The following is a 24,546-nucleotide window of genomic DNA, read 5'->3' on the forward strand; positions in this document are numbered from 1 at the left end:
GTCAGCCCTGCAGACGGTGGAGGCGATCCACCGGGGTCGAGACGACCTCGCGAGCGTGACGGACGGCCGCCTCGTCCGGGGCGTTGTAGAAACACAGGCACTTGTCGGTGTCCTCGCGGACATAGGTCCGCAGGAAGCTGACCTCGGGGACGTCGGCGTACTTCGGCGAGTTCGCCTTCTTGCGGGCCAGGTAGGTCTCCATGTCGATGGCTTCGGGGATGTCCCACTCGACGAGATAGCCGGCGGTGGGGCGCGCCTTCTTCAGCTCGTCCAGGTCCGCGCCGACCAGCCGGACCTCGTCCGGACCGGCAGCGACGATCCCCCGGAGGGCCTCGACCTCGTCGAGCCCCGCGGCCCGGCACCCCTCGAACTCCGCGATCGCGAACAACCGGGCAGCGCCTTCGGTCACCTGCGTCTCGATCAGTTCGCCGCCGGCGGTACGCAGGTGCGCGTCGAGTCCTTTGATGAGTTCCTCGACCTTGCCCGCATCGCTGTCGGCAGGTTCGAGTTCGTAGAGGAAGAGCGCCATGGGTGAGCCTTTCTGCGTCGGTGTGCCCGCTGGTGACCGGACCGACCCTGGCATAGACAGACCGGTCTGTCTATGGTCGCTCGTGGTTTACCCTTGGCGATGTGAGCAACCCCGCACAGGCGAGCACCGGCCGCGCGACCGCTGCTGCCGGGCCCGGCAGCCCGGCCGACCGACTGCTCGCCACCGCGACCGAACTCTTTGCCGCACAGGGCATACGGTCGGTCGGCATCGATCTGCTGCTGCGTGCCTCCGGCGTGGCCAAGGCGAGTTTGTACAACGCCTACGGCTCGAAGGACGGGTTGGTCGTGGCCTATCTGGAACGTTTGGATCAGGCTGATCAAAACCGGTGGTTCGAGGCGACGAAGGCCATGAGCGATCCTCGCGAGCGCATCCTGGCCTTCTTCGACCTGGCCATCGCCGGGGCCCCGACTCGCAATTTCCGCGGCTGTCAGTACGCCAATGCCGCGACCGAGTTCCCCGACACCGACCTGCCTCCCATCACGGCGCACCGCGCGTGGCTCCTCGACACCCTCGGCGACAACCTGCGCACCCTCGGCGCCCCGGAGCCCGATGTGACCGCGCGACAGATCCAGGTGGTCTACGACGGTGCGCTCTCGGGGTCGAAGATGGCTCGCTCCACCGCCCCCATCGAGACGGGCCGATTGCTGGTCGAGGCACTCCTCGACGGTCACCCGCCGGTTGCGTAGCTCCACCCCCGCTGGTTGAGCAGGCGACGAGCGCAGCGAGGAGCCGTGTCGAGCAAGCGCCACCCCCAACTGATCGAGCGAGCGCCACCCCCGCTGGTTGAGCAGGCGACGAGCGCAGCGAGGAGCCGTGTCGAAGCCACCTCGCAACACGCCGCGCTGTTGGTTACCCACTCGTCCCGGTCGCGCCCGGCTACCGTCAGTTCATCCCCTCGACGCGGAGGTGGCGATGAACGAGACCACACCGAGCGATCCGCGATGGGTGCCGTGGCGGGTCGCGCCGACGTCGGGCTTCGAGGTCGACGACCCGACCCGGCGTGGCGAGGTCGAGATCGCGCAGATCGACGAACGACAGTTTCTCGTGCGCAACGCCTTTCGGTTCTCCGATTCCGCGGTCGAGGAGTACCTCGTAACACAACTGGTCGAGCGAGGACAGACGGAAGCCCATGCGCGGGGCGCCGTCGACGCGGCCCGCACGTTTGTGCCCGGCGACGACAACCCCACCGACCTCGCCTCGATCCCCCGCTTCCTGCGCTGGTTCGAGAACCCCTACGGCAGACATTCACTCGCGGCACTCATCCACGACGAGCTCATCACGGGCACCGTCAACTCCGGCGCGCTCGGGAGTGACACCCTGTCCGACCGGTTCTTCCGCGAGATGATGCGGGCGTCCGGCGTCCCCTGGCTGAAGCGGTGGATCATGTGGTCGGCAGTGGCACTTCGCACGCGATGGGTCGCCGGCGGATGGCGACGTGTCAGTGTGGTCGCGTGGCTGGTGCTGAGCGTCGTCGGCATCTGCGCGGCGGTCGGTTCGAGCGGGGCGTTGCTGTTCGATTGGTCGTGGCCGACAACATCGCCGGCGGTCTCGCTCCTGCTCTCACTGCTGATGATCTTCGTCGCCGCGCCGCTGTGGGGACGCCAGTGGGCGGCGAGTCTCATTGCGGCCGTGGCCGCCCTGTGGGTTCTCCCCGCGGCGATCGTGGCGTACTTCGCCTATGCGCTGTATCTGTTGTCGGAGAGGATCGCTCGCTCCGTCGGGCTCAGATAGCGGTTCGGCCGAGCATTCTTGTCGGTGGTCGGGTCTATCTTGGATGTATCAGTTGGACCGGTCAACCAGGCCGGGCGGCAACGGCTTCGGGGGGAGTCACCGTGGGGGCATGGACGGATCTGCCGGGCGAGTTCCTCGCCGGGGTCGATCCTGCCCGCCCGGCCGATGCCGACACCGCCACCCATATGCAACGCCTGGGGTCGATCCGTGCCGGGGAGTCGTATCTGGCGTGGTGCCGCTATCAGACGATCCTGGTGCTCTGCGACCGGTTGTTGAATTCGGTTGGCAACAGCTACATCTCTGATGGTTTCGGTGACATCGTCGCCCGGGTGTCGCGGGAGGCCGGGATCAGCCGCTACCGCGCCGGGGTGCTGGTCGATGAGGCGCTGTGTCTTCGGGATCGGTTGCCGCGGGTGTTGGAGACGTTGCGCGACGGTGTCATCGGGCCGCACCAGATCCGCGAGATCATCGGCCGCACCCATCTGGTGGCCGATGACCACCTGCTCGACCCCGCCGACCCCGACAGCCGTCGGATCATCGAGGTCCTCGACGAAGCCATCGCCGAGTTGCTGCGCAACCGGGCCGGGTCGTGGTCGACGTCAGGTTTGCGCGACATGATCGACCGTCTGGTCTTCGGCCATGACGCCGACGCGGTCCGCGAACGGCGCCGCGAAGCGCTAAACAACCGTGGCGTGTGGACCGAGAACCACGGCGACGGGACCGGTGAGATCACCGCGGTGATGGCCGCCGAGAACATCCGGGCCTGCGACGCCTCGGTACGTGAGTTGGCCGCATCGGTGTGCGACCGCGATGGCCGCACCCTCGGGGAACGGAAGTCCGACGCCATGTGCGCGTTGCTCACCCGAACGGAGTTCACGTGCGCGTGCGGTCACTCCGATTGCACCGCACCACCGTTCAATCCTGCCGGCGCCACCGGTGCGACGGCCGGTACCGAGGTCGTGATCCATGTCGTCACCGATGCCGACACCCTGGCCGGCGGCTCCGGGCCCGGTTGGGTCGACGGGCACGGGGTGATCTGCGATGAGCATGTGCGCGATCTCGCCGCCCGGCCTGACGCGACGATCAGACCGGTCACCCCGGTGCGGACGCCACCGTCGCATGTCGCCGGCGGTCCAGCCGGGAGCGGTGAGGGCGGATTCGACGACGACACCGGGCGAACCGCGAACATCACCGCGCCACCGCAGGGTACCGAGGACACCGCCACCGGCCGTAGTGGCGATGCGTCGACACCCCCGGCTCCGGTCACACCGTCGACGTCGTCGGAGATCGTGGTGGTCTACCCGGCTGCCCTGCCCGGTGACCCGTATCGGCCGACGAGTGCGTGTGCCGAGTTCGTGCGGGTACGGGACGGCTACTGCACCGAACCCGGGTGCACGCGTTCGGCGTTCACCGGCGACGTCGATCACGTCGCCGAGTACGACCACGCCCGGCCCGCCCGCGGCGGCGCGACCTCGAGTGAGAACCTCAACGCCAAATGCCGCGCCGGTCATCTACACAAGACGCACGGGGATTGGACCGACGTGCAGTACCGCGACGACGAGGGCCGTCTGGTCACCGAATTCGTGACGCCGGAAGGCTTCGTGATCCCCGGCGAGGCCGAAACCCTCGAAGATCTCTTCCCGAACCTACGTCGTATCCGATTCGAGCAAGCAGCGAAAGCACCACCGACACCGCGCATCATCGTGCCCGACCACCACGGCCGACCACCCCGCACGATCACCGAACGAACCGCCGCGAAACACGCGAAGCGGCGAGAAGAACGTGCCCGCAACAAGACACAGCGCGACAAGAATCGACGGGCCCGGACCGAAGCAGCCCACCATCAGCCGCCAACAGGAGACGACGACCCGCCACCGTTCTGACAAGGCCGACACCCCGGCGGAACGTGGTGGTCCACGCACCCGCCGGGGTGTTGACTGATAATGCCTGTCGTCAGGCCGCGCTGACCTGCTCGCCGACGGCCGGCTCCAGCGCCTGCGCAACGATCTCGGCGACGTCGGTCATCGGCCGCACGTCGAGAGCGTCGAGCACCTCGGCCGGCACATCGTCGAGGTCAGGCTCGTTGCGCTGCGGGACGAAGATGGTCTTCAGCCCGTTGCGTTGCGCGGCAAGCAGTTTCTGCTTGACCCCACCGATCGGCAGGACGCGCCCGTTGAGCGTGACCTCGCCGGTCATCCCGACATCGCTGCGCACCTGACGTCCCGTCGCCATCGACACCAGCGCGGTGACCATGGTGACGCCGGCACTCGGACCGTCCTTGGGCACCGCTCCGGCCGGAACGTGCACGTGGATGGTCTTGTCGAGCGCCTTCGGGTCGACGCCGAGTTGCTCGGCGTGTGCCCGCACGTACGACAGTGCGATCTGCGCCGACTCCTTCATCACGTCGCCGAGCTGGCCGGTCAGCTTCAGACCCGGCTCGCCCTCGGTCGCGTTGACCTCGATGAAGAGCACATCGCCGCCCATGCCCGTGACCGCGAGACCCGTTGCCACGCCGGGGACCGCAGTGCGTTCCGCCGACTCCGGGGTGAACCTGGGCCGCCCCAGATAGTCGCGCAGGTCGGGCTCGTCGATGGTGACGGGTTCGCTCTCGCCCCCGTCCCCCGCTGCGACCGCGAGATTGGTCGCCGCCTTGCGGAGCGCCTTGGCCAGCAGGCGTTCGAACTGTCGCACACCGGGTTCACGGGTGTAGTTGGCCGCGATCTCACGTAGTGCGGCATCGGTGACGGTCACCTCGTCGGGCGTCAATGCCGCGCGCTCGGCCTGCCGGGGCAGCAGGTAGTCGCGGGCGATGGCGACCTTGTCGTCCTCGGTGTACCCGTCGAGCGTGACCAGTTCCATGCGGTCGAGCAGGGCCGACGGGATGTTCTCGATGACGTTGGCGGTCGCGAGGAACAGCACGTCCGACAGGTCGAGATCGAGGTCGAGGTAGTGATCGCGGAAGGTGTGATTCTGCGCGGGGTCGAGGACCTCGAGCAGCGCGGCGGCCGGGTCGCCCCGGTAGTCCGAGCCCACCTTGTCGATCTCGTCCAGCAGCACAACGGGATTCATCGATCCCGCCTCGCCGATGGCCCGCACGATCCGGCCCGGCAGCGCGCCGACGTAGGTACGCCGGTGACCACGGATCTCCGACTCGTCGCGCACACCGCCCAGGGCGACGCGCACGAACTTGCGGCCCAGCGCCCGGGCGACGCTCTCACCGAGCGACGTCTTGCCGACACCCGGAGGACCGGCGAGCACCATCACGGCACCCGACCCCCGTCCACCGACGACCTGGAGGCCGCGTTCGGCGCGACGGGCCCGCACCGCTAGGTATTCGACGATGCGGTCCTTCACGTCATCGAGACCGTGGTGATCGGCGTCGAGGATCTCGCGCGCGCCCTTCACGTCCGTGGAGTCCTCGGTGCGAGTGTTCCACGGCAGGTCGAGGACGGTGTCGAGCCAGGTGCGGATCCATCCGGTCTCCGGCGACTGGTCACTGGCCCGTTCGAGCTTGCCCACCTCGCGGAGCGCTGCTTCGCGCACCTTCTCCGGCAGGTCGGCCTCTTCGACGCGGCCGCGGTAGTCGTCGGCGCCCTCGGGCTCGTCCTCGCCGAGCTCCTTGCGGATGGCGGCGAGCTGCTGACGCAGCAGGAATTCCTTCTGCTGCTTGTCCATCCCCGCACGGACGTCCTCGGCGATCTTCTCGGTCACCTCGGACTCGGCGAGATGGTCGCCCGTCCACTCGATGAGCAGGCGCAACCGTGCCGCGGTCACCGGCGTCTCGAGCAACTCGCGCTTCTGTTCGTCGGACAGCCACGACGCGTAGCCCGAGGTGTCGGCGAGATCCGCCGGATCGGACATCTTGTTGACGGCGTCGATGAGCTGCCAGGCCTCGCGGCGCTGCAGCATGGCCAGGACGAGCTTCTTGTACTCGGCCGCCAGGTCGCGGTCTTCGTCGGTGATGTCGGCGGACTCGGCCTCGGTCACCTCGACCCAGAGCGCTGCTCCGTGGCCAGGTGTTCCGGTACCGATCTGCGCACGCTGCTCACCCTTGACGACGGCGGCGAGGCCGCCACCCGGGATACGCCCGACCTGCACGATCGACGCGATGACACCGTAGGTGGGATACCGGTCGTCCAGACGTGGCGCGACCAGCAGTTTCCCGGTCTCACTCGCCCGGGCGGCGTCGACGGTGGCCTGCGCGGCATCGTCGAGCGGAATGGGCACGACCATGCCGGGCAGCACGACGACGTCGGGAACGAAGAGAACCGGCAGTGAATATGTCTGGGACCGATCAGCTTGGGACATGAAACCTCCAGAGTTAAGTCTGACCGACTCAACCCAGGTGGCAGGAATCTTGTTCCCGAGCGATTTATGCCAGGAGCGAACGGGGTGTGACAGCCCAGGCGAACCCGTCCGGATCGGTCAGCTCCCCAACATCGCCGCCGATCACCAGCCGATGGGAACCCGAACCGTCCGGCTGGACACCCGCATCTTTGGCCGCGGCCTTGCAGCCGTACAGCGCGAGCTTGATCGAGTCGGGAGCGCTCTCGAACTCGACGTACTTCCGGCCGAAGCTCTTGGCCACGACGAATCCGCGGCTCACGTAGAACTCCTTCGTCGCCGCGACGTCGTCGACGCCGAGCAGCAGGACCAGATCGTCGACCTGGCGCTCGGGCGCGCCGCTCGGCTTCTTCGAGGAACTGGCGACCTTCCAGATCGTGCCGTCGGGCGCCTGAACCACGCCGCCGTACCCCCAGAAGGACTTCTTGGCGGGTTTGAGCACAGTGGCGCCGGCCTCGATCGCCGGTTGCAGGAAGGAGTCGGCGACCGTCGGGTCGGCGACCACCAGGGAGACCACGAAGCCGCGGAAGCCCGACGTCGGTGAGTCTCCGGTGCGGAAGCGCAGCCGGTCGCCGAGTCCGAAAGCTTTGTCGTAGAACGTCTGCGCCGTTGCAGTATCGGGAACTTCGAGTGTGAGTGCGTTGATGTTCGTCATGCTTCGACGCTAAGACGCCGACCCGCCCGGAGGCTTCTCGATTCCTGACCGGTCGCGAACCTCAGGTGAGATCGGCCGCGGCGCGGGTGGCGACCACGACGACCTGGGCGATCACCAGGACCGCGATGGCGACGAGAAATGCCGCGGTGGTCACGACGACTCCCGCAGCACCCTTGAGCGCGCCGGACACGGAGTCGACCCACGACGCGGAAAAGTGGTGTGACGGTGCGGTGTCGAGTGTCATGGCTGTCCCCTGCGTACTGAAGAGCAATCCCGGCCAAGTGGTCGGAGTCACAACACTCAATCACAAGTAAGTACTTCTGTGCCAGAAATCGACGCCAAGACTCACGCCGACGCGAACTCGGCGCCGTCGGCCGTCCGAAACCCGGCTCGCCACGAAGTGCGGTAGAACCGAACCGACGCCCATCCGAGGAGCCTGCATGTCGATCCTGACCCCCACGACCACTCGCCAGCCGCTGGGCCGGGCCATCGCCCGCATCGCGCTCGGCGCCATCCTGGCGATCGCCGGTGTGGGTCATCTGACCGCACAGCGTGAGGAGTTCCAGGCGCAGGTCCCCGACTGGGTGCCGTTCAGCAAGGACTTCGTGGTGCTGGCCTCGGGTGGCGTCGAGATCGCCCTGGGCGCAGCCCTGATCGCGCTGCCCAGACACCGCAAGGTGGTGTCGTGGATCGTCGCGGCATTCTTCGTCGCCATCTTCCCCGGCAACATCAACCAGTACGTCGAGCACATCGACGCCTTCGGCCTCGACACCGACCAGAAGCGCCTGACGCGACTGTTCTTTCAGCCGCTCCTCGTGATCTGGGCCATCGCGGCCGGCACCGGGGAACGCCGGACCTAACCCGCCCGGGTCGCCGCATCCTGGCACGCGGCGTCCACGCCGGCACGTACCTGCGGGTGCACCTCGGTGCTCGAGCGGATCGTGCACGCCGCCACGATGCCGCCGACCGCGCAACACGCCGCGCAGATGTACATCGCTGCCCGAAAGCCGTCGCCGAGAGGATCGCCGGGACCCGCGTCGATCCCGGCCACGGCCGGCAGCACCGCCACCGCGAGCAGTCCCGCGAGACGCGCCACCGCGTTGTTCACGCCCGACGCCGTGCCGGCGAGCGCGTCGTCGACGGCGGCGAGCGCGGCCGAGGTGAGCGGCGCGACGGTCACCGTCATCCCCAGACCGAACAGCAGCACGCCCGGTAGTACGGCGTCGACATACCCCGAGCCGGGCTCCACCCGGGACATCAGCGCGAACCCGCCGGCCGCGATGAGCGGACCGACCGTCATCGGCAGTCGCGGGCCGATGCGCTGGGCCAGCGTGCCGACCAACGGCGACCCGAACAGCATGATGAACGTGCTCGGGAACATCGCCGCGCCGGCCTCGAACGCCGAGTACCCCAGACTCTGCTGCAGTTGCAGGGCCAGCAGGAACAGCGCACCGCCCAACGCCGCATAGACCAGCAGCGTCGTCAGGTTGGCGCCGGTGAACTGCGATGAGCGGAACAGTCTGAGCGGCAGAAGCGGCGCGGCCACCCGTGACTCGATCACCACGAAACCCGCGAGCGACACGACACCGACGATCCCGGCGGCGACCGTCTCGCCACTCCACCCGTTCGACGGCCCCTCGATCAGCGCGTAGATCACGCCCGCCAGCCCGACGGTCATCGCCAGCGCACCCGCCACATCCAGCCGGGCGCTCGACGGCGTGCCGCGCGATTCGGGCACGTGCCGGATCGCGATCCACAACGCTCCCAGCGCGAGCGGCACACTGAGCAGGAACGTCCACCGCCACGACGCCGCGTCGACGAGCCAGCCACCGAGGAACGGGCCCAGAGCCGTGGTCGCGCCGGACATCCCGGCCCACAGTCCGACCGCGGCACCTCGATCGGCGGGCTGGATCTCGGCGTTGATCAGCGCCAGACTGCCCGGCACCACCGCGGCCGCGGCGATCCCCTGCACGATCCGCGCGGCGACGAGGAGCTCGACGGTCGGCGCCAGCCCGCACGCGACGGTCGCCACCGCGAACACCGCCAGACCACCGGCGAACACCAGTCGACGCCCGTACCGATCGCCGGCGACGCCACCGATCAGCAACAGCGCACTCAAGGTCAGCAGGTACCCGTCGAGCACCCATTGCTGGCCGCGCAGACCCGTGTCGAGGTCGCGCGCGATCGCGGGTAACGCGACGTTGACCACGGTGCCGTCGATGAAGGCGACGCCCGAACCGAGAACCGCGGCGACGATCAGCCACCGGCCCGCCCGTGACGCGGCCGGCACCCCACGGGACTCGGCAGCGGCCGGGCTGGGGTCGGTCATCTGTTCTCGTCCATGTGGGCCTTCCGGACCGCGGGTCGTGTCCTACCCAGGGTCGGGGGCGGACCTTCCGCGCGCAAGTGCGCTCGCACCGAGGGCATCGGCGGCGATCAGCTCGGCGAGTCCGTCGAACTGGTGACCGCCGGTCGGGTGTCGATGCACCGTCGCCGACGGCAGGAGCGCCGTGTTCAGGTCCAGATGCTCGACGGGTACCACGTCATCGTCGACGCAGTGGTGGAGGGCAACGCCCTCAGGGAGCGGGGCATCGGCGTCTGTGTCGGTGAACGCGTACTGCGGGACGTCCCATCCGTCGGGACCCCAATTCGGCATCGCCAGCAGCACAGCAGGTCTGGGTGCGGACACCGCGGCCTCGGCGAGGACGTGCACCAGCACCGTCGCCCCGAAGGAGTGCGCGACGACGAGGTCGTCGGCGCCCAGCCCGGCGAGGTGCTCTCGGACCGGCCGCGCCCACGCCTCGATCGACATGTCGTCGTCGGAGAACACCGGCATGACCAGGGTCGCGCCGAGCGCCGCGGACAGCGCCTCGGCGAGCGGGCCGTCGTCGACGTAGCCGCCCGCACCGTGGACGAAGAAGAGTCGGCGCTGCGTCATGGGGTCTCCTCGAAGTCGCGTGTCGTCATCGAGGCTGACTTCGACGCGCGCCTGTTCTCATCGCCCCGCGTTCTCGAGTTCTGCAGGCGATGCACCGGAACCGATCAGCAGCAGACCGACCATCGCCCGGGCGTCGGCGTCGGTGTATCCGGGTCCGACGATGCACAAGTTGCCGATGGCGCGCAGGAAGGTCAGCGCGGTGATGTCTGCGCTGACCGCCCCCGTGGCCTGGGCCGGCTCGAGCAGCGAGGCGAACGCGGGCACGAGGGTGTCGAAGATGAGCGCGTGCAGGTCGACCAGGCTCGGATCGTCGGAGCTGAGCGCGTCGCTCAAGCCGTGTTTGGTGACGAGGAAGTCGGTGAACGCCGACGTCCACCGGCACAGCGCCGCACGCGGCGGGACCTGTTGGGCCAGCAACTGTTCGGCCAGTGCAGCACACTCGTCGACCTGGTGCCGGTACACCGCGGTGACCAGATCCGCCCGGGTCGGGAAGTGCCGGTACACGGTGCCGACGCCGACCCCGGCGCGCGCGGCGATCTCGCGCACCGGAGCCTGCACGCCCGCGTCCACGAAGGCCGCGGCGGCCGCCTCGAGGAGGGCCGTGCGACTCCGTTCTGCCTGCACTTGACGTGCGGTTTTTCTCGCGGACACCGTCCACCCCTTGCTCGCGGAACATTGTTCCGCTAGTTTGGCGGAACATCGTTCCGCCACGATACCCCGTACCGACCTCCTGCCGAAGGAACCCTCATGTCCCCGGAATCGCCCACCCGTCAGATCGTCGCCGTCAAGCCCATTCCCGTCCCCACCTCGGACCGTCCGTTCCCGCTGACGGTGAAGGTCACCGCACCGGTCACCGGCGGCCACCTCCCGGTCATCGTGTTCTCCCACGGCAACGCCTGGTCGATGGACGGTTACGCACCGCTCGTCGATCGTTGGGCCGCTTCGGGTTTCGTCGTCGTACAGCCGACGCACCTTGATTCCCGGCACTACGGGATCGGATTCGACGACCCGCGGTTCGCGTCGATCTGGCGCACGCGAGTGGACGACGCACACGCGGTGATCGATCACCTCGACGAGATCCTCATCGCGGCCGGTGGGGACCTCCGCTCCCGCGTCGCCATAGATCTGCTCGCCGCGGCCGGCCACTCGTGGGGCGGTCAGACCGTCGGCACTCTCCTCGGCGCGCGTGTGATCGGGCCGGACGGGGCCGTCGGCCCGGATCTCGCACATCCCGCCGTACGAGCGGGCGCACTGATCGCGACGGCCGGGACCGGCGACAGCCTGAGCGAGTATGCGCGCGAACACCTGCCGTTCATGCGGCCGGACTTCTCGACGATGTCCACCCCGGCACTCGTCGTCGCCGGCGGCAAGGACGACTCGGCCCTGTCGACACGCGGCCCGGAGTGGCTGACCGACGCCTTTCACCTATCCCCCGGCGCGACGGATCTGATGTGGATTCCGGACGGCGAGCACACTCTCGGCGGCATCGCCGGTGAGGCGGTACGCGAGACCACGGATGAGGATCCGGCCAGAGTCGCCCTGGTCGCCGACGCCGTCGCCGACTATCTGCTCGACGCACTCGGCGTCAGCTCGGCCGAGTGGGATTCTTTGGGGCGAGCGGACTCTGCGGAATACACGCTGACGCACAAGTGATGTTCGAGGTTCGGTGCGGCGGGCCTAGGCCGGACTGCCCGTCTCGAGCAGCGACTTCAGCTGTGCGAGATCCTTTTCCACCATCTGGGTGTCGCGGTCGAATTCGTCGTCGGACATGCCCAGCTGCCGGATGGTGAAGACGACTTCGGCGCCTTCTGGATGCGGCAGGACCCGAAGTGGATTGAGCACGGTGTCACCGGTGGGGAGCACGACCTCGTGGTCGACGACGCCCAGCGCGTTGCGCGGGACGAACCGGACCGTGACGGTGCCCATCGGCGACTCCACGAGCAACTCGTCACCCCGCCGGACCACCTCCGACTTCGCCAGCCCCGCAGCCCAGCGCGGCAGGTTGTCGGGTTCGGCCGCGAAGTCGTAGACGTTCCCGGGTTCGGCGTTGATGACCACACTCACGTGTCGGCTGCGCATGTGGCCAACCTAGTCGCCGCGCGGGGGCCGGGTCAGGACATCGACTCGGTTCCCGCCTCGCCGGATTCGCTGAGCTCCCGCTCGATGAGCTGCTCGGCGACCTTTGCCAGCGGCGTGTTGGTGTCCTGGGACAGTCGTCGGAGCAGAGCGAAAGCGGCTACCGCATCAATGCGGAACCGGTACATGATCATGCCTTTGGCCTGGCCGATGACGTCTCGGCTCGCCAGGGCGCTCTGGAAGTGCTGCTGCTGACGGGCCGCTCGCAGCGCCAGCGCGGCGTGCGTCGCGAACAGCAGCCCGACTTCCAGGGACTCATCGCCGAACACGTCGGTCTCTTCGGAGAACAGGTTGAGCGCGCCGATGGTGCCCTTGTCGGTGAACAACTTGAACGACAGGCTCGACCGCAACGGCGTCTCGTCGATGACGCGTGCGGAGAACGCGGGAAACCGCTCGTCGGTGCGGATGTCGTTCACGAGCACCGTGTGGTGGTCCCAGGCCGCCAGCAGGCACGGACCCTCGCCGGTTTCTTTCTGGATCTGGTCAGCCGTGATCATCAGGGAATCGGTCGGCGCCAGGGTGTCGAAATTCTTCTTCTGGTCGACGAGCAGAACACCGGCGTACTGGGCGCCGGGGACATACTCGACGGCCCCGGCGGTAATGGAGCCCAGAACCTGGCCGGTGGAGTCCTGGGTGCTCTCCGGGACTGCATGCATCTGCCGCGCCAGTTCGGCGATCTTGTGATGGACGTCTGTTGCCACAGGCATTCAACCTCGATTCGATGTGCCGGGGGCTGCCCGGCGAGCCTCGTAATCGTACAGAATATTGCACGGGCTCAACCCGGTTGTTCGTGTCGAAGCGCCTCCCGGATGGCCCCGGATTGCCTCATTCTTTGGGACGATGAGCCCCTTAACTCAGCCGTACGTGATCTCTACCATGAGCCAGGTGATCAAACGGTTGAGTGTTTCCGTCCTCTGTGTCATCGCTGCGATCACGGGGGCGGTGGCCGTCGGCACACCGACCGCCCAGGCCGCGCCATCGTGCTCCGACGTCGAGGTGGTGTTCGCGCGCGGCACCGTCGAGACGGCGCCGCCGCTCGGTCTCACCGGCCTCTCCTTCGTCGAGGCCGTTCGTTCGCAGCTGCCGGGCAAGACCGTCAGCTCCTACGGTGTTCCGTATCCCGCGAGCGACCAGTTCAACAACCGCCTGAAGTTCGCCCAGACGGTGGCCGACGGTGTCCGCACCACCCAGAACCGCATCAAGTCCCTGGCCGCGAAGTGCCCGGGCACCAAGGTCATCCTCGGCGGATACTCCCAGGGCGCCGTCGTCGCGGCCTACTCCGTCCAGGCCGAACTGGATCTGCCGGCGCGATACGCGACTTACGACCGGTTCGTGCCGCCGCCGCTGCCGGCGAACATGGCGCGCAACGTCGCCGCGATCGTGCTCTACGGCGCGCCGTCGGATCGCTTCATCGACGACATCGGCGCTCCCCCGGTGAAGGTGGCCGCGCCCTACCGCAGCCGCACGGTTCGCTACTGCGTCCCCGGTGACACCATCTGCAACGGTTCTCCGGTCGGCGGTCCCAACGCCCTGCACGTGCTCTACTCGGTGAACGGCATGACCCTCGAGGGCGCCCGGTACGCGGCCCGGCGCGTCTGAACGGAGAAGCTCACACGGCTCAGAAGTCCGGCGCCGGCACGACCTTCGCGAAGGTCCGGCCGGCGTCGGACTTCGTCGCTTCGTAGACGAGAGCGAGTTCGGCGCGCTCGAAGTTGCGGAACCACTCGTCCCAACTGATGTGCTCGACTTCGTTGTCTGTGCGTTGACCACCTGACAACCGAAGACGACCAGAAGGTTGTGGACCCGTGAGGCCGAAACGACGGGTTCGCAAACGCATGCCGCATGTCCCCCAACCGACGGCGACTGAAGGTTCCTGACCGCCGTGGCCCCCGGCGCTCAGCCCGCGAGAAGCGCGACGATGGCCCTGGCCAGGCCGCGGCGGGCGAGTTGCTGGTCCTGAAAGGTGCCGAGCTGTTTCTCCGACACCAGCCCGCGCATGGCCCCCGGGAGAAACGCCGCCACCTCCCGAACCCGCTCCGGGTCGACGTCGAGGTCGGCGAACGCGCGCTGGCATGAGTCGATCCAGGACGGTCCCCACGAGGCGAATTCGGCCGCGGTCTTGGGGAACAGGCGACGCAGCTCGTCCGGGTCCCGTGGCAGCGCGGCCCGCAGTGTCTCGATCGCCCGCGACTCGGGTGCGGTCAGTCCGTCGTACATGAGGTCGACGATGGCCGCGACCCGTTCCGCCAACGGCGCTTCGGGTTTCACGCTCACCGGCAGGTCGCCGCGATGTTCCGCGGTCCGATGCAGCACCGCCGCCCACAGACCGTCGATGTCGTCGAACTGATACTTGATCGCGCCCCACGTCGCACCGATGTCCTTGGCGATCCGGTTGCCCGACACCGACGCGGGGTCACCGGTCGCCAGCGAGACGAGCGCGGCGTCGAGCATCGCGTCGCGCGTCGCCTGGCCGCGCTTGTTCGCCCGCCGCGGGACGCCGGCAGTACCGCTGTCGGGGATACCGGCGTCCGCGGACCGTGTGTCGGAGATGCGGGAGTCACCGGAGACCATGGCTGCCGATCGTAGTCGGACCGTTCGCGGCCACGACGCTCCACCAACGCCCTCACGGGCGAGATGTTTGGCGATCGTTCGCTCGGCTACCCGTCCGATCACCCGATGGTGACGAACTGCGGAGGACCGATGGACGAGCCGGCGCTCGGCCGGTTCGACACAACCCGACATATGGCACAAACCGTGATTCCGAAACACTAGGAACACATCGCATGGGTTTGTATCATCAAGGTCTCCTGTGACACCTGTCACGAGGCGGGGGCGAGGAGGACGACATGATTTCCACCGGTGTACTGGGTTCGGCCCGACACACCCTGGCCGGTTTCTCGCCGGCCGAGGCTCGTCGGCGGCTGCGCAACCGTGAGTACGTGGACGCCCTCTTCAACAGCCGGGAACCCGAACGAACCTCATGGGCGGTCACCGACGACGGCGCACGGCTGCGTGTCGTACACCACGGCCCCGCAGACGCACCCGTCCTGGTCCTCGTGCACGGCTGGTCATGTTGCGTGGAGTACTGGAATCCACAGGTCAACGCCCTTGCCGAGCGCTACCACGTGATCGCCTACGATCAGCGCGGACACGGCGAGAGCACCTGGGGCAAACGGAAATTCGACGCCGACGTGCTGGCGGACGATCTGTCCACCGTGGTGTCCCAGACGATCCCCGACACTTCCAAGGCAGTCTTCGTCGGCCACAGCATGGGCGGCATCACCCTGCAGGCGTGGGCGCACCGACATCGCGGCCAGGCCGAGGCTCGAGCAGCGGCAATGATCCTCGCCAACACCACCTGGGGCGGCATCGCCACCGAGAGCCGCGTACTGCCGCTCGTGAACGGTCCGATCAAGGCGCCGCTGTGGCTCCTGCAGATGGCACTGTCGGTACCGATCCCGTTCCCCGGTGACCGGTTCACGAGGAGCGTGATCCGCCATCGCGTCCTCAACGGCCGGTCCGCGACCGTCGACCACGCCGCATTCGTCCTCGCGATGACCCGCTCGTGCACCCCGAGCTCGCGAGCCAAGGCCGCAGTGGCCCTCCTTCAACTGGCGATGGGACCCACCGGCGCGGAGGCGATCTCGGTGCCGACGACGGTGATAGGCGGGCGGCACGACCTCCTTCTCCCCCATGCGATGACCCAGCGCATCGCACACGCCCTGTCGATCCGCGGCCAGCTCGACCGCCTCGTGGTCCTCGACACCGGGCACGCGTCGAACATCGAGGCCGCCGAGGACTTCACGGCCGAGATCCACCGGGTCATGCATGCGGCGTCGTCGACTCCGGAGTTGGTCGAAACCGCCAGCTGACCAGGAGGGACAACTTTCAAAGAACCCTCTTGCATTCCGCGTCGGCGGGACCTACCGTTGCCCCATGGCGAGAACGCCCCTGTCGATGACACCCACCGGCTGGTTCCAGGTCGCCTGGTGCTCGGAGATCGCCGTCGGGGCCGTCCACACGATGAAATACTTCGGCCGCGAGATGGTCGCCTGGCGGTCCCGCTCGGGCGCGGTCTCCGTCTTCGATGCCTATTGCGAACACCTCGGCGCCCATCTCGGTCACGGCGGCCACGTCGACGGCGAGAACCTGGTGTGTCCGTTCCACGGCTGGGAGTGGAACCGCGAGGGGCGCAACGTGTGCATCCCGTACGAGAAACACCCCAACCGGGGACGCCGCATCCGCAGCTACCCCGTCCTCGAACGCAACGAGGCAGTCTGGATCTGGCACGACACCGACGGTCGCCCACCATATTTCGATGTTCCCGACATCTTCGGCGACTTCGGCGACGACCGCACCGCGGCCGACTACTACCCGCCGGTCCCCGCCGCCACCCTGTTCCGGCCGGGACTCGAGATCCATCCGCAGTACATCATGGAGAACGGCGTCGACTTCGCCCACTTCAAGTTCGTCCACAAGACCCCGTTCATGCCGGAGTTCACCCGGCACGACTTCGCCGGTCCGGTGTCCCACGTCGACTTCACGATCGCATTCGAGGACGGCGCGACACTCGAGAACGCCACCAGTGGAGTCGAATCCATCAACGCCGGGCTCGGGTGTTCGGTGACCAAGAGCTGGGGCATGGTCGACAATCGCACGATGCCGGCGGTCACCCCGGTCGACGAGCACACCTCCGACGTCCGGTTCACCGTGTGGATCGGCCGCAAACCGGGTGAGGAGACCGGCGAGATCACCCGCTACGGCACCGTCATGGCCGACCTCGTCATCGAGCAGTTCGCCGCCGACATCGACATCTGGGCGCACCAGCGCTACTCCGACCCGCCCGCCCTGTCCCGCAAAGAGTTCGAAGGCTTCACCGCCCTTCGGAAGTGGGCGCGCCAGTTCTATCCCGACGGCGGGCCCGACGGCGCCGACCCGTCCGCACCGAGCGGCGCCGTGCCGTCGGCGGAGGAGTTCGTCCGCATCCGCCGATCCGAGCTCGACGCGCTGCGCGCCGCCGCGCAGCCCTGACCGGAACTGCTTCCGCCGAAAGGATCTGTCATGACCGCCTCCCCACGTATCCGCGTCTTCCAAGTCGCCACCGGAAACCTCGGCACCGAGATGATCGGACGCATCCAGTCGCATCCGGACCTCGAACTGGTTGGCCTGCACTGCTATACGCCCGACAAGATCGGCCGGGATGCCGGTGAGATCGTCGGCATCGATCCGGTCGGTGTGACCGCAACCGGCACGGTCGAGGAGATCATCGCCGCCCGTCCGGATGTGCTCACGTTCCACGGCGTCTTTCCCGACGAGGATCTCTACGTCGAGGTTCTCGAGGCCGGGATCGACGTCGTCACCACCGCGGACTGGATCACCGGGTTCCACCGCGACACCAACCACCCGCACCAGTCCGGGCGCAAGGTCAGCGAGGTCATCGCCGAGGCCTGCGAGCGCGGTGGAGCCACCTTCTACGGCACCGGCATGAATCCCGGTCTGGCACAGATCCTCGGGATCGTGCACACCGCCGACGTCGCCGACATCGAGAACGTCACGGTGATCGAATCCGTCGACGTCTCCTGCCACCATTCCGTCGACACCTGGAAGGCGGTCGGATACGGCCTGCCCGTCGACGACCCCAACATCCCCGATTCGCTGTACAAGTACACCGCGGTGTTCGCGGACTCGGTCTACCTGATGGCCGACGCCTTCGATCTCGAACTCGACGAGGTGACCTTCTCCTACGAGCTGGGCGCCTGCACCAAGGACGTCGACCTCGGCTGGTATCAGCTCCCGCAGGGCTCACTCGGCGGCAGCTACATCAAGTACCAGGGCATGGTCGACGGCGTTGCGCGCGTCGAATCGCATCTCGAATGGCAGATGACACCGCACACCGATCCGTCGTGGAACATCCAGGCCTGCTACATCACCCAGGTGACCGGCGACCCGAACATCTACTCCAAGCACATGATCTTCCCGCGCAAGGGTTTCGACCTCTCCAACCCGGAGAACTTCGCGTCCATCGGCATGACCGTCACCGGACTCCCGGCCCTCAACTCGATCCGGTCCGTCGCGGCGGCACCGCCGGGCATCGTGACGAGTGCCGACCTCCCGCTGCGATCATTCGCCGGGCGGTTCGCGATCTGACGGAACGTGTTGCGACCCTTCGTGGCTCGTCGCTAGCGCTCCTCGCACCTCAGGGAGCGGGGGTCAACCGAGGTCGATGGTCACCCCGGTGAGTTCGGCACCGATGTCCCACAGTCGTGCGGCGACGTCGCGGTCCTTGGCCTTCACCGACGGCTCGACCAGTACGGGCGGACCGGCGAGCCCGAGACTGCCGACGGGACCGTAGTATTCGCCGCCCTGCGCCTTCGGATCGGTGGCCGCACGAAGGACGGGCAGGGCACCGTCGGGCGGGTCCATGATGAACCGGTCGGTGAGCCAGCGCAGCGACGGTGCGTGGTAGGCCCACTGGAGGAACCGGCTCTGCTCACGCATCACCCCGGTCCGAGTACCACCGGGGTGGGCCGCCAGCGAGATCGCCGACACCTCGGCGTCTCTCATCCGACGGTCGAGTTCCATCGCGAACAGCATCTGGGCGAGTTTCGCTCGCGAGTACGCACCCGCACTGCTGAAGGTCCGGTCCATCGGTAGATCGGAGAAGTCGATGGCGCCGGCGCGGTGGGCATGACTGCCCACGGTGACCACGCGTGCCGAGTCCGCGGCGAGCAGGCGATCGGCCAGGAGCCCGGTGAGTGCGTAGTGACCGAGATAATTTGTGCCGAAGTCGATCTCGAAACCGTCGGGCGTCAGTTCGCGCCGCGCCCGCATGACGCCGGCGTTGTTGACCAGCAGATCGATCCGTGGATGACGCCGCCGGATCTCGGCGGCGGCGTCATGGACGGAATCCAGACTCGCGAGGTCGAGATCGACGAGCTCCAGCTCTGCCCCGGGGACCTTGCCCACGATGTCGTCGCGGGCCTCCACCGAGGTCTGGGGATTGCGGCACGCGAGCACGACACGCGCGCCCAGCGTCGCCAGCCCGAGCGCGATCTCGCGTCCGATCCCCGAATTCGCGCCGGTCACCACCGCGACCCGACCGGTCTGCGGTGGCGCGTCGGCCAACATCCACCCCGACTTCACATCTGCCCCCTCCGGCGTCGACTCGAACGACGATGTCGTTCGTATCACATCGACGCCGGAGGGCGGGCGTCAGGCGCTCACGGCCGCCGGGGTGGCGCTGCTGAACTGTCCGGCCGGCGCGAAGCGGGCGAGGACCTCCTCGTGCGGCTCTCCGGCCACCGCGGCGATGAAACCCTCCACGTCCTCACGGGTCCGCAGACCGAGCAGCGGATTCGGTTCGGAGAGCAGACCGAACAACGCCGACGCGATGGCGGGACTGACGGCGGCAGCCGGAAACGACAACTCCAGGTGGGTCGCGTAGTCGGGGTCGCCCAGGTAGAGCCGGGTGACCTCGACCGCGGCCCGTCCACGTCGCTCCCAGTGCTTCTCGAACTCCGCCGACAGCCACTCGGCGGTGAACTCACCCTCGTGGTCCCGTGCGGCCTTGACGAGTTCGGCGACCTGGAACAGCGTGTTGGCTGCCCCCTGGCCCGCGACCGGGTCGACGGCGATCGCGGTGTCGCCGATCGCCGCCACCGGGTGTCCGCCCGCGGTGGTCGCGACGGACTGCCGGACAGTCGGGGTGACCGCGCCCTTGAGCCACGACACCGGATCGGACTCGATGACCTCGAGCTGGTCGATGACCGGTGCGTCCTCCGGGAAGTACTCCGCGAAGATGCCGGAGATCGTCTGCCGGGCGGACACCGCGTCGTGGACGTCGTCGAGCCGGGCCGCCCACGCTCCGGCGGGCTTGGCGAAGACGATGAACGACCACGTCGGCCCGGCATCTTTGTGCAGGAACGGTCCGACGAAGATCTCCCCGTTCTGGGCATCGAGGTTGAACAGCGAGTGGTCGCCGCCCGCGCTGCTGCGGTAAGCGAAGGATTCGGGGCCGTGGTCGACGCCGGTCAGGGTGACCTGCAGCAGACGACGCTGCGGTTCCCGGTAGTGACTACGTGATTCGTCGACCGGGAAGAGCGTCGACAAACCGCCCTTGCCGGTCGCGACGAGGGTGATGTCGGCGTCGGCCGCGATCGCGTCGAGGCGGTCGAGCCCGATCTGCCCGACCTCGAATCGTCCACCGCGGTCCAGGAACCGGGCCAGGCGGTCGTCGGCACGCAGGCGCAGGTCGACAGCCTGTGCGACGTAGCCGTAGTCCGGATTGAACTCGAGGACCGCGGCGCGCTCGTCGCCTGCACCTGAGTACAGACGAGCGCTGATACCCGTCGTGTTGCCGACCTCGTACAGGTCGTCGATGATCTCGGCGTCCCACTCGCGCGGCTTTCCGAAGAGCACCCCGACCCCGGTCGGCGGCACCTTGTCGCGCAGCGACTCGCGGTCCCGGTCGCTGTAGAGCGTGACGTCGAATCCGGCGTCGACGAATCCGAGTGCCGCGCTGGTCCCGGCCAGCCCGGCCCCGATGATCGCGACCGATCGTCGTGCTGTCATGAGTGGATCTCCCCTGGTTGTCGGCGTGGAATGACTGCTCGACAGGGTGCCGGGGCGAGTGCTGTGGCTGAAGGTTTAGACGCACCGAGAACGAATGGCGTGCGTCGTACCGGGAAAGCGGAGAGCCTACGTGTCGTCGCGCACGCGGCGGTAACGTTCGTAGATCACCTGGCCGCCGTAGGTCCGGGTCTCGGCGAGGTCGAGCCGGACAGCGTCGGTGACCGGCGGGAGCAGCGGTGTACCGCCACCGACGATGACCGGGTACCGGAAGATGCGGAATTCGTCGACGAAGCCGAGTTCGATTGCCTGCCATGCCAAGTCGGCACCACCGATCTCCACGTCGGCGTCCGTGGAGTCCAGTACCACGGTGAGCTCGTCGGCCAGGGACCCCTGCGCCAGCCGGGCGTTGCCCTCGACCGTCGTGAGGGTGCGGCTGAAGACCACCTTGGGCAGCGCCGACCAGATGTCGGCGAACGCGGCATCCGCCTCGTTCTCGCGCATCCGCGGGTCCGTCTCCCACACCAGCATCGTCTCGTAGAGGCGACGGCCGCACACGAAGGCACCGAGTTCGCCAACCCGCTCGGTGTGGAACGCGAACAGGTCGTCGGATGGAACCGACCAGTTGAAATTCCCGTCACGGTCGGAGATGAAGCCATCGACCGACACACCCATCGACAAGAGCAGCATGCGGGGGATGGTACGACGCCCTGCCGACCCAGGCACCGACTCCGAGCGGATGGGCGAACCGAAGAGTCTGCTGTGAGGTCCGGCGACACCCCGCTCGTGCCAGGCTGCGCTCAGGTGCGGCCAAGTACCATCGCCCTCTGTGCGTACGCCCCTGACCGATGCGACACCTGTCGCGACCCCGAACGAGGACGCCGCGACCGGCAACACCTCCGGGTACCGGCTGGACCTCGACGGGCTACGCGGTATCGCGATCGCACTGGTGGCGATCTTCCACGTCTGGTTCGGCCGGGTGTCCGGCGGCGTCGACGTCTTTCTCACCCTGTCCGGCTACTTCTTCGTCGCGTCTCTGCTCAAGCACGTCCTGGCGACCCAGCCCGCGACGAGTTCCTGGGGCGCGGCAATCAATCCGTGGCCGCGGTTCTCCCGGCTCCTGCGCCGGTTGCTGCCCGCTCTGCTGCTGGTTCTCGCGGTCACCGCCGGACTGATCGCGCTGATCATGCCGACGACGCGTTGGGGACCGCTCGGGGCCGAACTGCAGGCCAGTGCGCTGTACTACCAGAACTGGCACCTCGCGTTCGAGTCGCAGGACTACGCGGCCGCCGACTCCGCGAACAGCCCGATGCAGCATCTCTGGTCCATGTCGATGCAGGGCCAGTTCTTCGTCCTCACCCTCGTCTGCGCGCTGGCACTGGGCGCGGTGCTGCGTGCCCTCGGCCGGCGATCCGCGTTCTTCGCGGACCCCAAGGTGGTCCGTGGAGTCGTCGGGATCGCGCTCGGCGTCGTCGCACTGGGCTCCTTCGCGTGGGCCAACTACCGCCACGGGATCAACCAGCCCTTCACCTACTACGACACCGTGGCCCGTCTGTGGGAACCGCTCGTGGGCGGACTCCTCGCGGTGTGGATGCCGCGGATCGCGCTGTCGCGGTTGGTGCGTGACCTACTGGGACTCGTGGCCCTGGGCCTCATCGTGACGTGTGGCTGGTGGATCGCCGGCGTCCAGGAATACCCCGCGGCGTGGGCGCTCGTCCCCGTGGGCGCGACGCTGATCCTCATCGGGGTCGGCTCGTCGCAGACCGCCCCCATCGATCAGGCCCCCGTCGACCAGAAGACGGCGTCCGGACAGACCTCGATCCGATCGGGGGTGAGCCGCGGTCTCGCCCATCCCCGGCTGGTGTGGCTGGGCTCGATCGCCTACGCGCTGTACCTGTGGCACTGGCCGCTGCTCATCTTCTACCTGGCGTGGCGCTATCAGGACGATGTCTCGTGGTTCGAGGGCACCGCCATCCTGGCCGTGTCCGTGCTGCTCGCCTGGCTGACCACGAAGTACGTCGAGGCGCCGCTGCGTGCCGGGTCGGCGAAGCGGAAGCAGTCCCCGGTGCCGCCCGATGCCGATGGCGTGGTCGCGCGGCCGCCGTTCGAGAAGACCAGAGGCTACCGGCGCGCCCTCGTCGCGGTACTGGTCGTCATCAGCGTCGCAGCCGGCGCCGCCGCGGTGAGCTGGCAGCGCGACGCCGCCAACGCCACCCTCGACACCCAGAACCTCGACCCACGGCTGTACCCGGGTGCGCGGGCCTTCCTCGACGGCGCTCCGGTACCGAACGTGACCGCACAACCGAGTCCCCAAGTCGTCGACATGGACTGGCCGATCACCTCCTACGACTCGATCATCAGCGGCTGGAAGGACCCGTCCATCAAGGTCGGCTACTACGGCAACGTGAACGCCACCCGAACCATCGCGCTGGTCGGCGGTTCGCATGCGGAACAGTGGATCACCGCGCTCGACGCCATCGGCAAGCGCCACGACTTCCGCGTGACCACCTACCTCAAGGTCGGGTGCGCCCTCACGACCGAGCACGTGTTCACGTGGTTCGGCCAGAAGTACTACCAGTGCAACGACTGGTCGCGGCGCGTCATGGAGCGGCTCGCCGTCGACAAGCCGGATGTCGTGTTCACCAACAGCACCCGGCCCGTCGAGTCGGGCGACGGCGACTACGTCCCGAAGGACTACGAAGAGATCTTCGCCGAGTTCCGCGACCGCGGGCAGCGGGTCGTCGCGGTCCGCGACAACCCCTGGGCGACCGGACAGCTCAAGCCGCCGGAGTGTCTCGCCAGCGGTCGCAAACCCGAGGTGTGCGGCGTGCCCCGCGCTCAGGCGATGGCGCCGGCCGACCCCGCCGCCGCACTCGCCGGCGAGTTCCCCAACATGAGCTTCCTCGACTACACCGACGCCATGTGCGACGACCGGTACTGCCCCGCGGTGGTCGGGAACATCCTGGTGTGGCACGACTTCCACCACCTCTCGGCGACCTTCGTCCGCAGCCTCATCCCCGCCGTCGAAGCCGATCTCCAGCGGTCGCTGGGCTGGTGGTGAGGGTCACCCGACCGCCGTCAGCACCGCCCGCGGCCCGGCGAACACCGTCTCGCGGACGTGGTTCCGGGCGAGAGTCCAGGCGGGACAGTCACATCGGGCCGCGACTCCGCGCGCGTCGACGCCCTGGTCGCGGCACAACGCGATGGCACGGCGCAGGTGGAAACCCTGCGTCACGATGACCACCTCGTCGACGCCGAACACCTCGCGGGCGCGTCGGCAGCTCGCCGCGGTGTCGAGACCGGACGGGTCGTCGACGATCGCCCGCGGGTCGACACCGCGTTCCTCGAGATAGCTTCGCATCACCGCGGGTTCGTTTCCCGCCTCCTCGGAACCATTGCCCGAGTTGATGATCCGGCCCACTCCCCCGGACCGGTACAGCTCGAGCGCCGTGTCGAGCCGGCCTCGCACATAGTCGCCGGGTGAGCCGTCGTCGTAGACGAGGGAACCCAACACCAGCAGCGCGGGCCGGCGGGCGGGCGCCGTCGCGTCGTCGATCCTGCCGACCGACGAGAAGTACATCCACGTGACGGCCAGGGTGATCCACAGTTCGACCAGCACCAGCA

General features: G+C 68.1%; 25 protein-coding genes. 10 read left to right on the top strand and 15 right to left on the bottom strand.

Annotated elements, in window-relative coordinates; genetic code table 11:
* Position 1: 1 nt before the first annotated feature.
* A complete protein-coding gene (locus tag BCM27_RS22250) occupies positions 2 to 529 on the bottom strand; it encodes a DUF4242 domain-containing protein (protein ID WP_004022381.1) in 528 nt (175 codons plus the stop codon).
* A 101-nt stretch (positions 530 to 630) separates the two neighbouring features.
* Here BCM27_RS22250 and BCM27_RS22255 point away from each other — a divergent pair, with 101 nt between their 5' ends.
* The 3 genes from BCM27_RS22255 to BCM27_RS22265 all read left to right on the top strand — a co-directional run bounded on the left by BCM27_RS22255 (position 631) and on the right by BCM27_RS22265 (position 4,164).
* Complete coding sequence (locus BCM27_RS22255; RefSeq protein ID WP_004022382.1) at positions 631 to 1,236, top strand: TetR/AcrR family transcriptional regulator; 606 nt, start codon at positions 631 to 633, stop codon at positions 1,234 to 1,236.
* Positions 1,237 to 1,462: 226 nt separating this feature from the next.
* Positions 1,463 to 2,281, top strand: coding sequence for a DUF1353 domain-containing protein (locus BCM27_RS22260; RefSeq protein ID WP_004022384.1), 819 nt, complete (start codon positions 1,463 to 1,465; stop codon positions 2,279 to 2,281).
* A 101-nt stretch (positions 2,282 to 2,382) separates the two neighbouring features.
* Positions 2,383 to 4,164 carry a DUF222 domain-containing protein gene (locus BCM27_RS22265; protein ID WP_004022386.1) on the top strand — a complete coding sequence of 594 codons (1,782 nt, stop codon included), beginning with the start codon at positions 2,383 to 2,385 and terminating at the stop codon, positions 4,162 to 4,164.
* 70 nt (positions 4,165 to 4,234) lie between these two features.
* On the opposite strand, the gene lon is transcribed toward BCM27_RS22265, so the two are convergent.
* The 3 genes from lon to BCM27_RS22280 form a co-directional block, all read right to left on the bottom strand.
* The gene (lon, locus tag BCM27_RS22270; RefSeq protein ID WP_004022387.1) at positions 4,235 to 6,589 is read right to left on the bottom strand and encodes an endopeptidase La; all 2,355 of its coding nucleotides are present in this window, start codon (positions 6,587 to 6,589) and stop codon (positions 4,235 to 4,237) included.
* A gap of 64 nt (positions 6,590 to 6,653) precedes the next feature.
* On the bottom strand, positions 6,654 to 7,280 hold the full coding sequence (locus BCM27_RS22275) for a VOC family protein (RefSeq protein WP_004022388.1): 627 nt from the start codon (positions 7,278 to 7,280) through the stop codon (positions 6,654 to 6,656).
* A 61-nt stretch (positions 7,281 to 7,341) separates the two neighbouring features.
* Positions 7,342 to 7,524 carry a hypothetical protein gene (locus BCM27_RS22280; RefSeq protein WP_004022389.1) on the bottom strand — a complete coding sequence of 61 codons (183 nt, stop codon included), beginning with the start codon at positions 7,522 to 7,524 and terminating at the stop codon, positions 7,342 to 7,344.
* Positions 7,525 to 7,720: 196 nt separating this feature from the next.
* On the opposite strand from BCM27_RS22280, the gene BCM27_RS22285 reads away from it, so the two are divergent.
* Positions 7,721 to 8,140, top strand: coding sequence for a DoxX family protein (locus BCM27_RS22285; protein ID WP_004022390.1), 420 nt, complete (start codon positions 7,721 to 7,723; stop codon positions 8,138 to 8,140).
* On the opposite strand, the gene BCM27_RS22290 is transcribed toward BCM27_RS22285, so the two are convergent.
* The 3 genes from BCM27_RS22290 to BCM27_RS22300 are packed head-to-tail and all read right to left on the bottom strand — an operon-like array spanning position 8,137 to position 10,869.
* Positions 8,137 to 9,609, bottom strand: a complete 1,473-nt coding sequence (locus BCM27_RS22290) for a DHA2 family efflux MFS transporter permease subunit (RefSeq protein WP_004022391.1) — start codon at positions 9,607 to 9,609, stop codon at positions 8,137 to 8,139. The genes BCM27_RS22285 and BCM27_RS22290 overlap by 4 nt on opposite strands.
* A 42-nt stretch (positions 9,610 to 9,651) precedes the next feature.
* Positions 9,652 to 10,218 (bottom strand): alpha/beta fold hydrolase, encoded by a 567-nt coding sequence (locus BCM27_RS22295; protein ID WP_004022392.1) that lies wholly within the window; start codon positions 10,216 to 10,218, stop codon positions 9,652 to 9,654.
* A gap of 57 nt (positions 10,219 to 10,275) precedes the next feature.
* Complete coding sequence (locus tag BCM27_RS22300) at positions 10,276 to 10,869, bottom strand: TetR/AcrR family transcriptional regulator (protein WP_033205227.1); 594 nt, start codon at positions 10,867 to 10,869, stop codon at positions 10,276 to 10,278.
* A 96-nt stretch (positions 10,870 to 10,965) separates the two neighbouring features.
* Between BCM27_RS22300 and BCM27_RS22305 the strand changes: the two genes are divergently transcribed.
* Entirely contained in the window at positions 10,966 to 11,871 is a 906-nt protein-coding gene (locus tag BCM27_RS22305; RefSeq protein ID WP_004022394.1) for an alpha/beta hydrolase family protein, read from the top strand.
* A gap of 24 nt (positions 11,872 to 11,895) precedes the next feature.
* Here the strand turns inward: BCM27_RS22305 and BCM27_RS22310 are convergent, their stop codons facing one another.
* Both BCM27_RS22310 and BCM27_RS22315 read right to left on the bottom strand, forming a co-directional pair.
* Entirely contained in the window at positions 11,896 to 12,297 is a 402-nt protein-coding gene (locus BCM27_RS22310; protein ID WP_004022395.1) for an SRPBCC family protein, read from the bottom strand.
* Between the two features lie 32 nt (positions 12,298 to 12,329).
* Positions 12,330 to 13,061, bottom strand: a complete 732-nt coding sequence (locus tag BCM27_RS22315; RefSeq protein ID WP_004022396.1) for a GAF and ANTAR domain-containing protein — start codon at positions 13,059 to 13,061, stop codon at positions 12,330 to 12,332.
* A 169-nt stretch (positions 13,062 to 13,230) separates the two neighbouring features.
* Here BCM27_RS22315 and BCM27_RS22320 point away from each other — a divergent pair, with 169 nt between their 5' ends.
* Positions 13,231 to 13,953 (top strand): cutinase family protein, encoded by a 723-nt coding sequence (locus tag BCM27_RS22320; RefSeq protein ID WP_004022398.1) that lies wholly within the window; start codon positions 13,231 to 13,233, stop codon positions 13,951 to 13,953.
* 19 nt (positions 13,954 to 13,972) lie between these two features.
* Here the strand turns inward: BCM27_RS22320 and BCM27_RS22325 are convergent, their stop codons facing one another.
* Positions 13,973 to 14,191 carry a hypothetical protein gene (locus tag BCM27_RS22325; protein ID WP_033205222.1) on the bottom strand — a complete coding sequence of 73 codons (219 nt, stop codon included), beginning with the start codon at positions 14,189 to 14,191 and terminating at the stop codon, positions 13,973 to 13,975.
* Between the two features lie 59 nt (positions 14,192 to 14,250).
* Entirely contained in the window at positions 14,251 to 14,925 is a 675-nt protein-coding gene (locus tag BCM27_RS22330) for a TetR/AcrR family transcriptional regulator (RefSeq protein WP_004022400.1), read from the bottom strand.
* Positions 14,926 to 15,200: 275 nt separating this feature from the next.
* Here BCM27_RS22330 and BCM27_RS22335 point away from each other — a divergent pair, with 275 nt between their 5' ends.
* The 3 genes from BCM27_RS22335 (at position 15,201) to BCM27_RS22345 (ending at position 18,501) form a co-directional block, all read left to right on the top strand.
* Complete coding sequence (locus tag BCM27_RS22335; protein ID WP_004022401.1) at positions 15,201 to 16,226, top strand: alpha/beta fold hydrolase; 1,026 nt, start codon at positions 15,201 to 15,203, stop codon at positions 16,224 to 16,226.
* Positions 16,227 to 16,290: 64 nt separating this feature from the next.
* Entirely contained in the window at positions 16,291 to 17,385 is a 1,095-nt protein-coding gene (locus tag BCM27_RS22340; protein WP_033205219.1) for an aromatic ring-hydroxylating dioxygenase subunit alpha, read from the top strand.
* Between the two features lie 30 nt (positions 17,386 to 17,415).
* A complete protein-coding gene (locus BCM27_RS22345) occupies positions 17,416 to 18,501 on the top strand; it encodes an NAD(P)H-dependent amine dehydrogenase family protein (RefSeq protein ID WP_004022403.1) in 1,086 nt (361 codons plus the stop codon).
* A gap of 63 nt (positions 18,502 to 18,564) precedes the next feature.
* Here the strand turns inward: BCM27_RS22345 and BCM27_RS22350 are convergent, their stop codons facing one another.
* From BCM27_RS22350 to BCM27_RS22360, 3 genes are all read right to left on the bottom strand, one after another.
* Positions 18,565 to 19,497, bottom strand: a complete 933-nt coding sequence (locus tag BCM27_RS22350; RefSeq protein ID WP_004022404.1) for an oxidoreductase — start codon at positions 19,495 to 19,497, stop codon at positions 18,565 to 18,567.
* A gap of 69 nt (positions 19,498 to 19,566) precedes the next feature.
* Positions 19,567 to 20,925 (bottom strand): styrene monooxygenase/indole monooxygenase family protein, encoded by a 1,359-nt coding sequence (locus BCM27_RS22355; protein ID WP_004022405.1) that lies wholly within the window; start codon positions 20,923 to 20,925, stop codon positions 19,567 to 19,569.
* 126 nt (positions 20,926 to 21,051) lie between these two features.
* Complete coding sequence (locus tag BCM27_RS22360) at positions 21,052 to 21,612, bottom strand: dihydrofolate reductase family protein (RefSeq protein ID WP_004022406.1); 561 nt, start codon at positions 21,610 to 21,612, stop codon at positions 21,052 to 21,054.
* Positions 21,613 to 21,751: 139 nt separating this feature from the next.
* Between BCM27_RS22360 and BCM27_RS22365 the strand changes: the two genes are divergently transcribed.
* Positions 21,752 to 23,983 (top strand): acyltransferase family protein, encoded by a 2,232-nt coding sequence (locus tag BCM27_RS22365; RefSeq protein ID WP_004022407.1) that lies wholly within the window; start codon positions 21,752 to 21,754, stop codon positions 23,981 to 23,983.
* Between the two features lie 3 nt (positions 23,984 to 23,986).
* On the opposite strand, the gene BCM27_RS22370 is transcribed toward BCM27_RS22365, so the two are convergent.
* Positions 23,987 to 24,502, bottom strand: a complete 516-nt coding sequence (locus tag BCM27_RS22370) for a SanA/YdcF family protein (protein WP_051987129.1) — start codon at positions 24,500 to 24,502, stop codon at positions 23,987 to 23,989.
* Positions 24,503 to 24,546 lie beyond the last annotated feature (44 nt).

This window comes from Gordonia terrae, from assembly GCF_001698225.1.
Taxonomy (GTDB): domain Bacteria; phylum Actinomycetota; class Actinomycetes; order Mycobacteriales; family Mycobacteriaceae; genus Gordonia; species Gordonia terrae.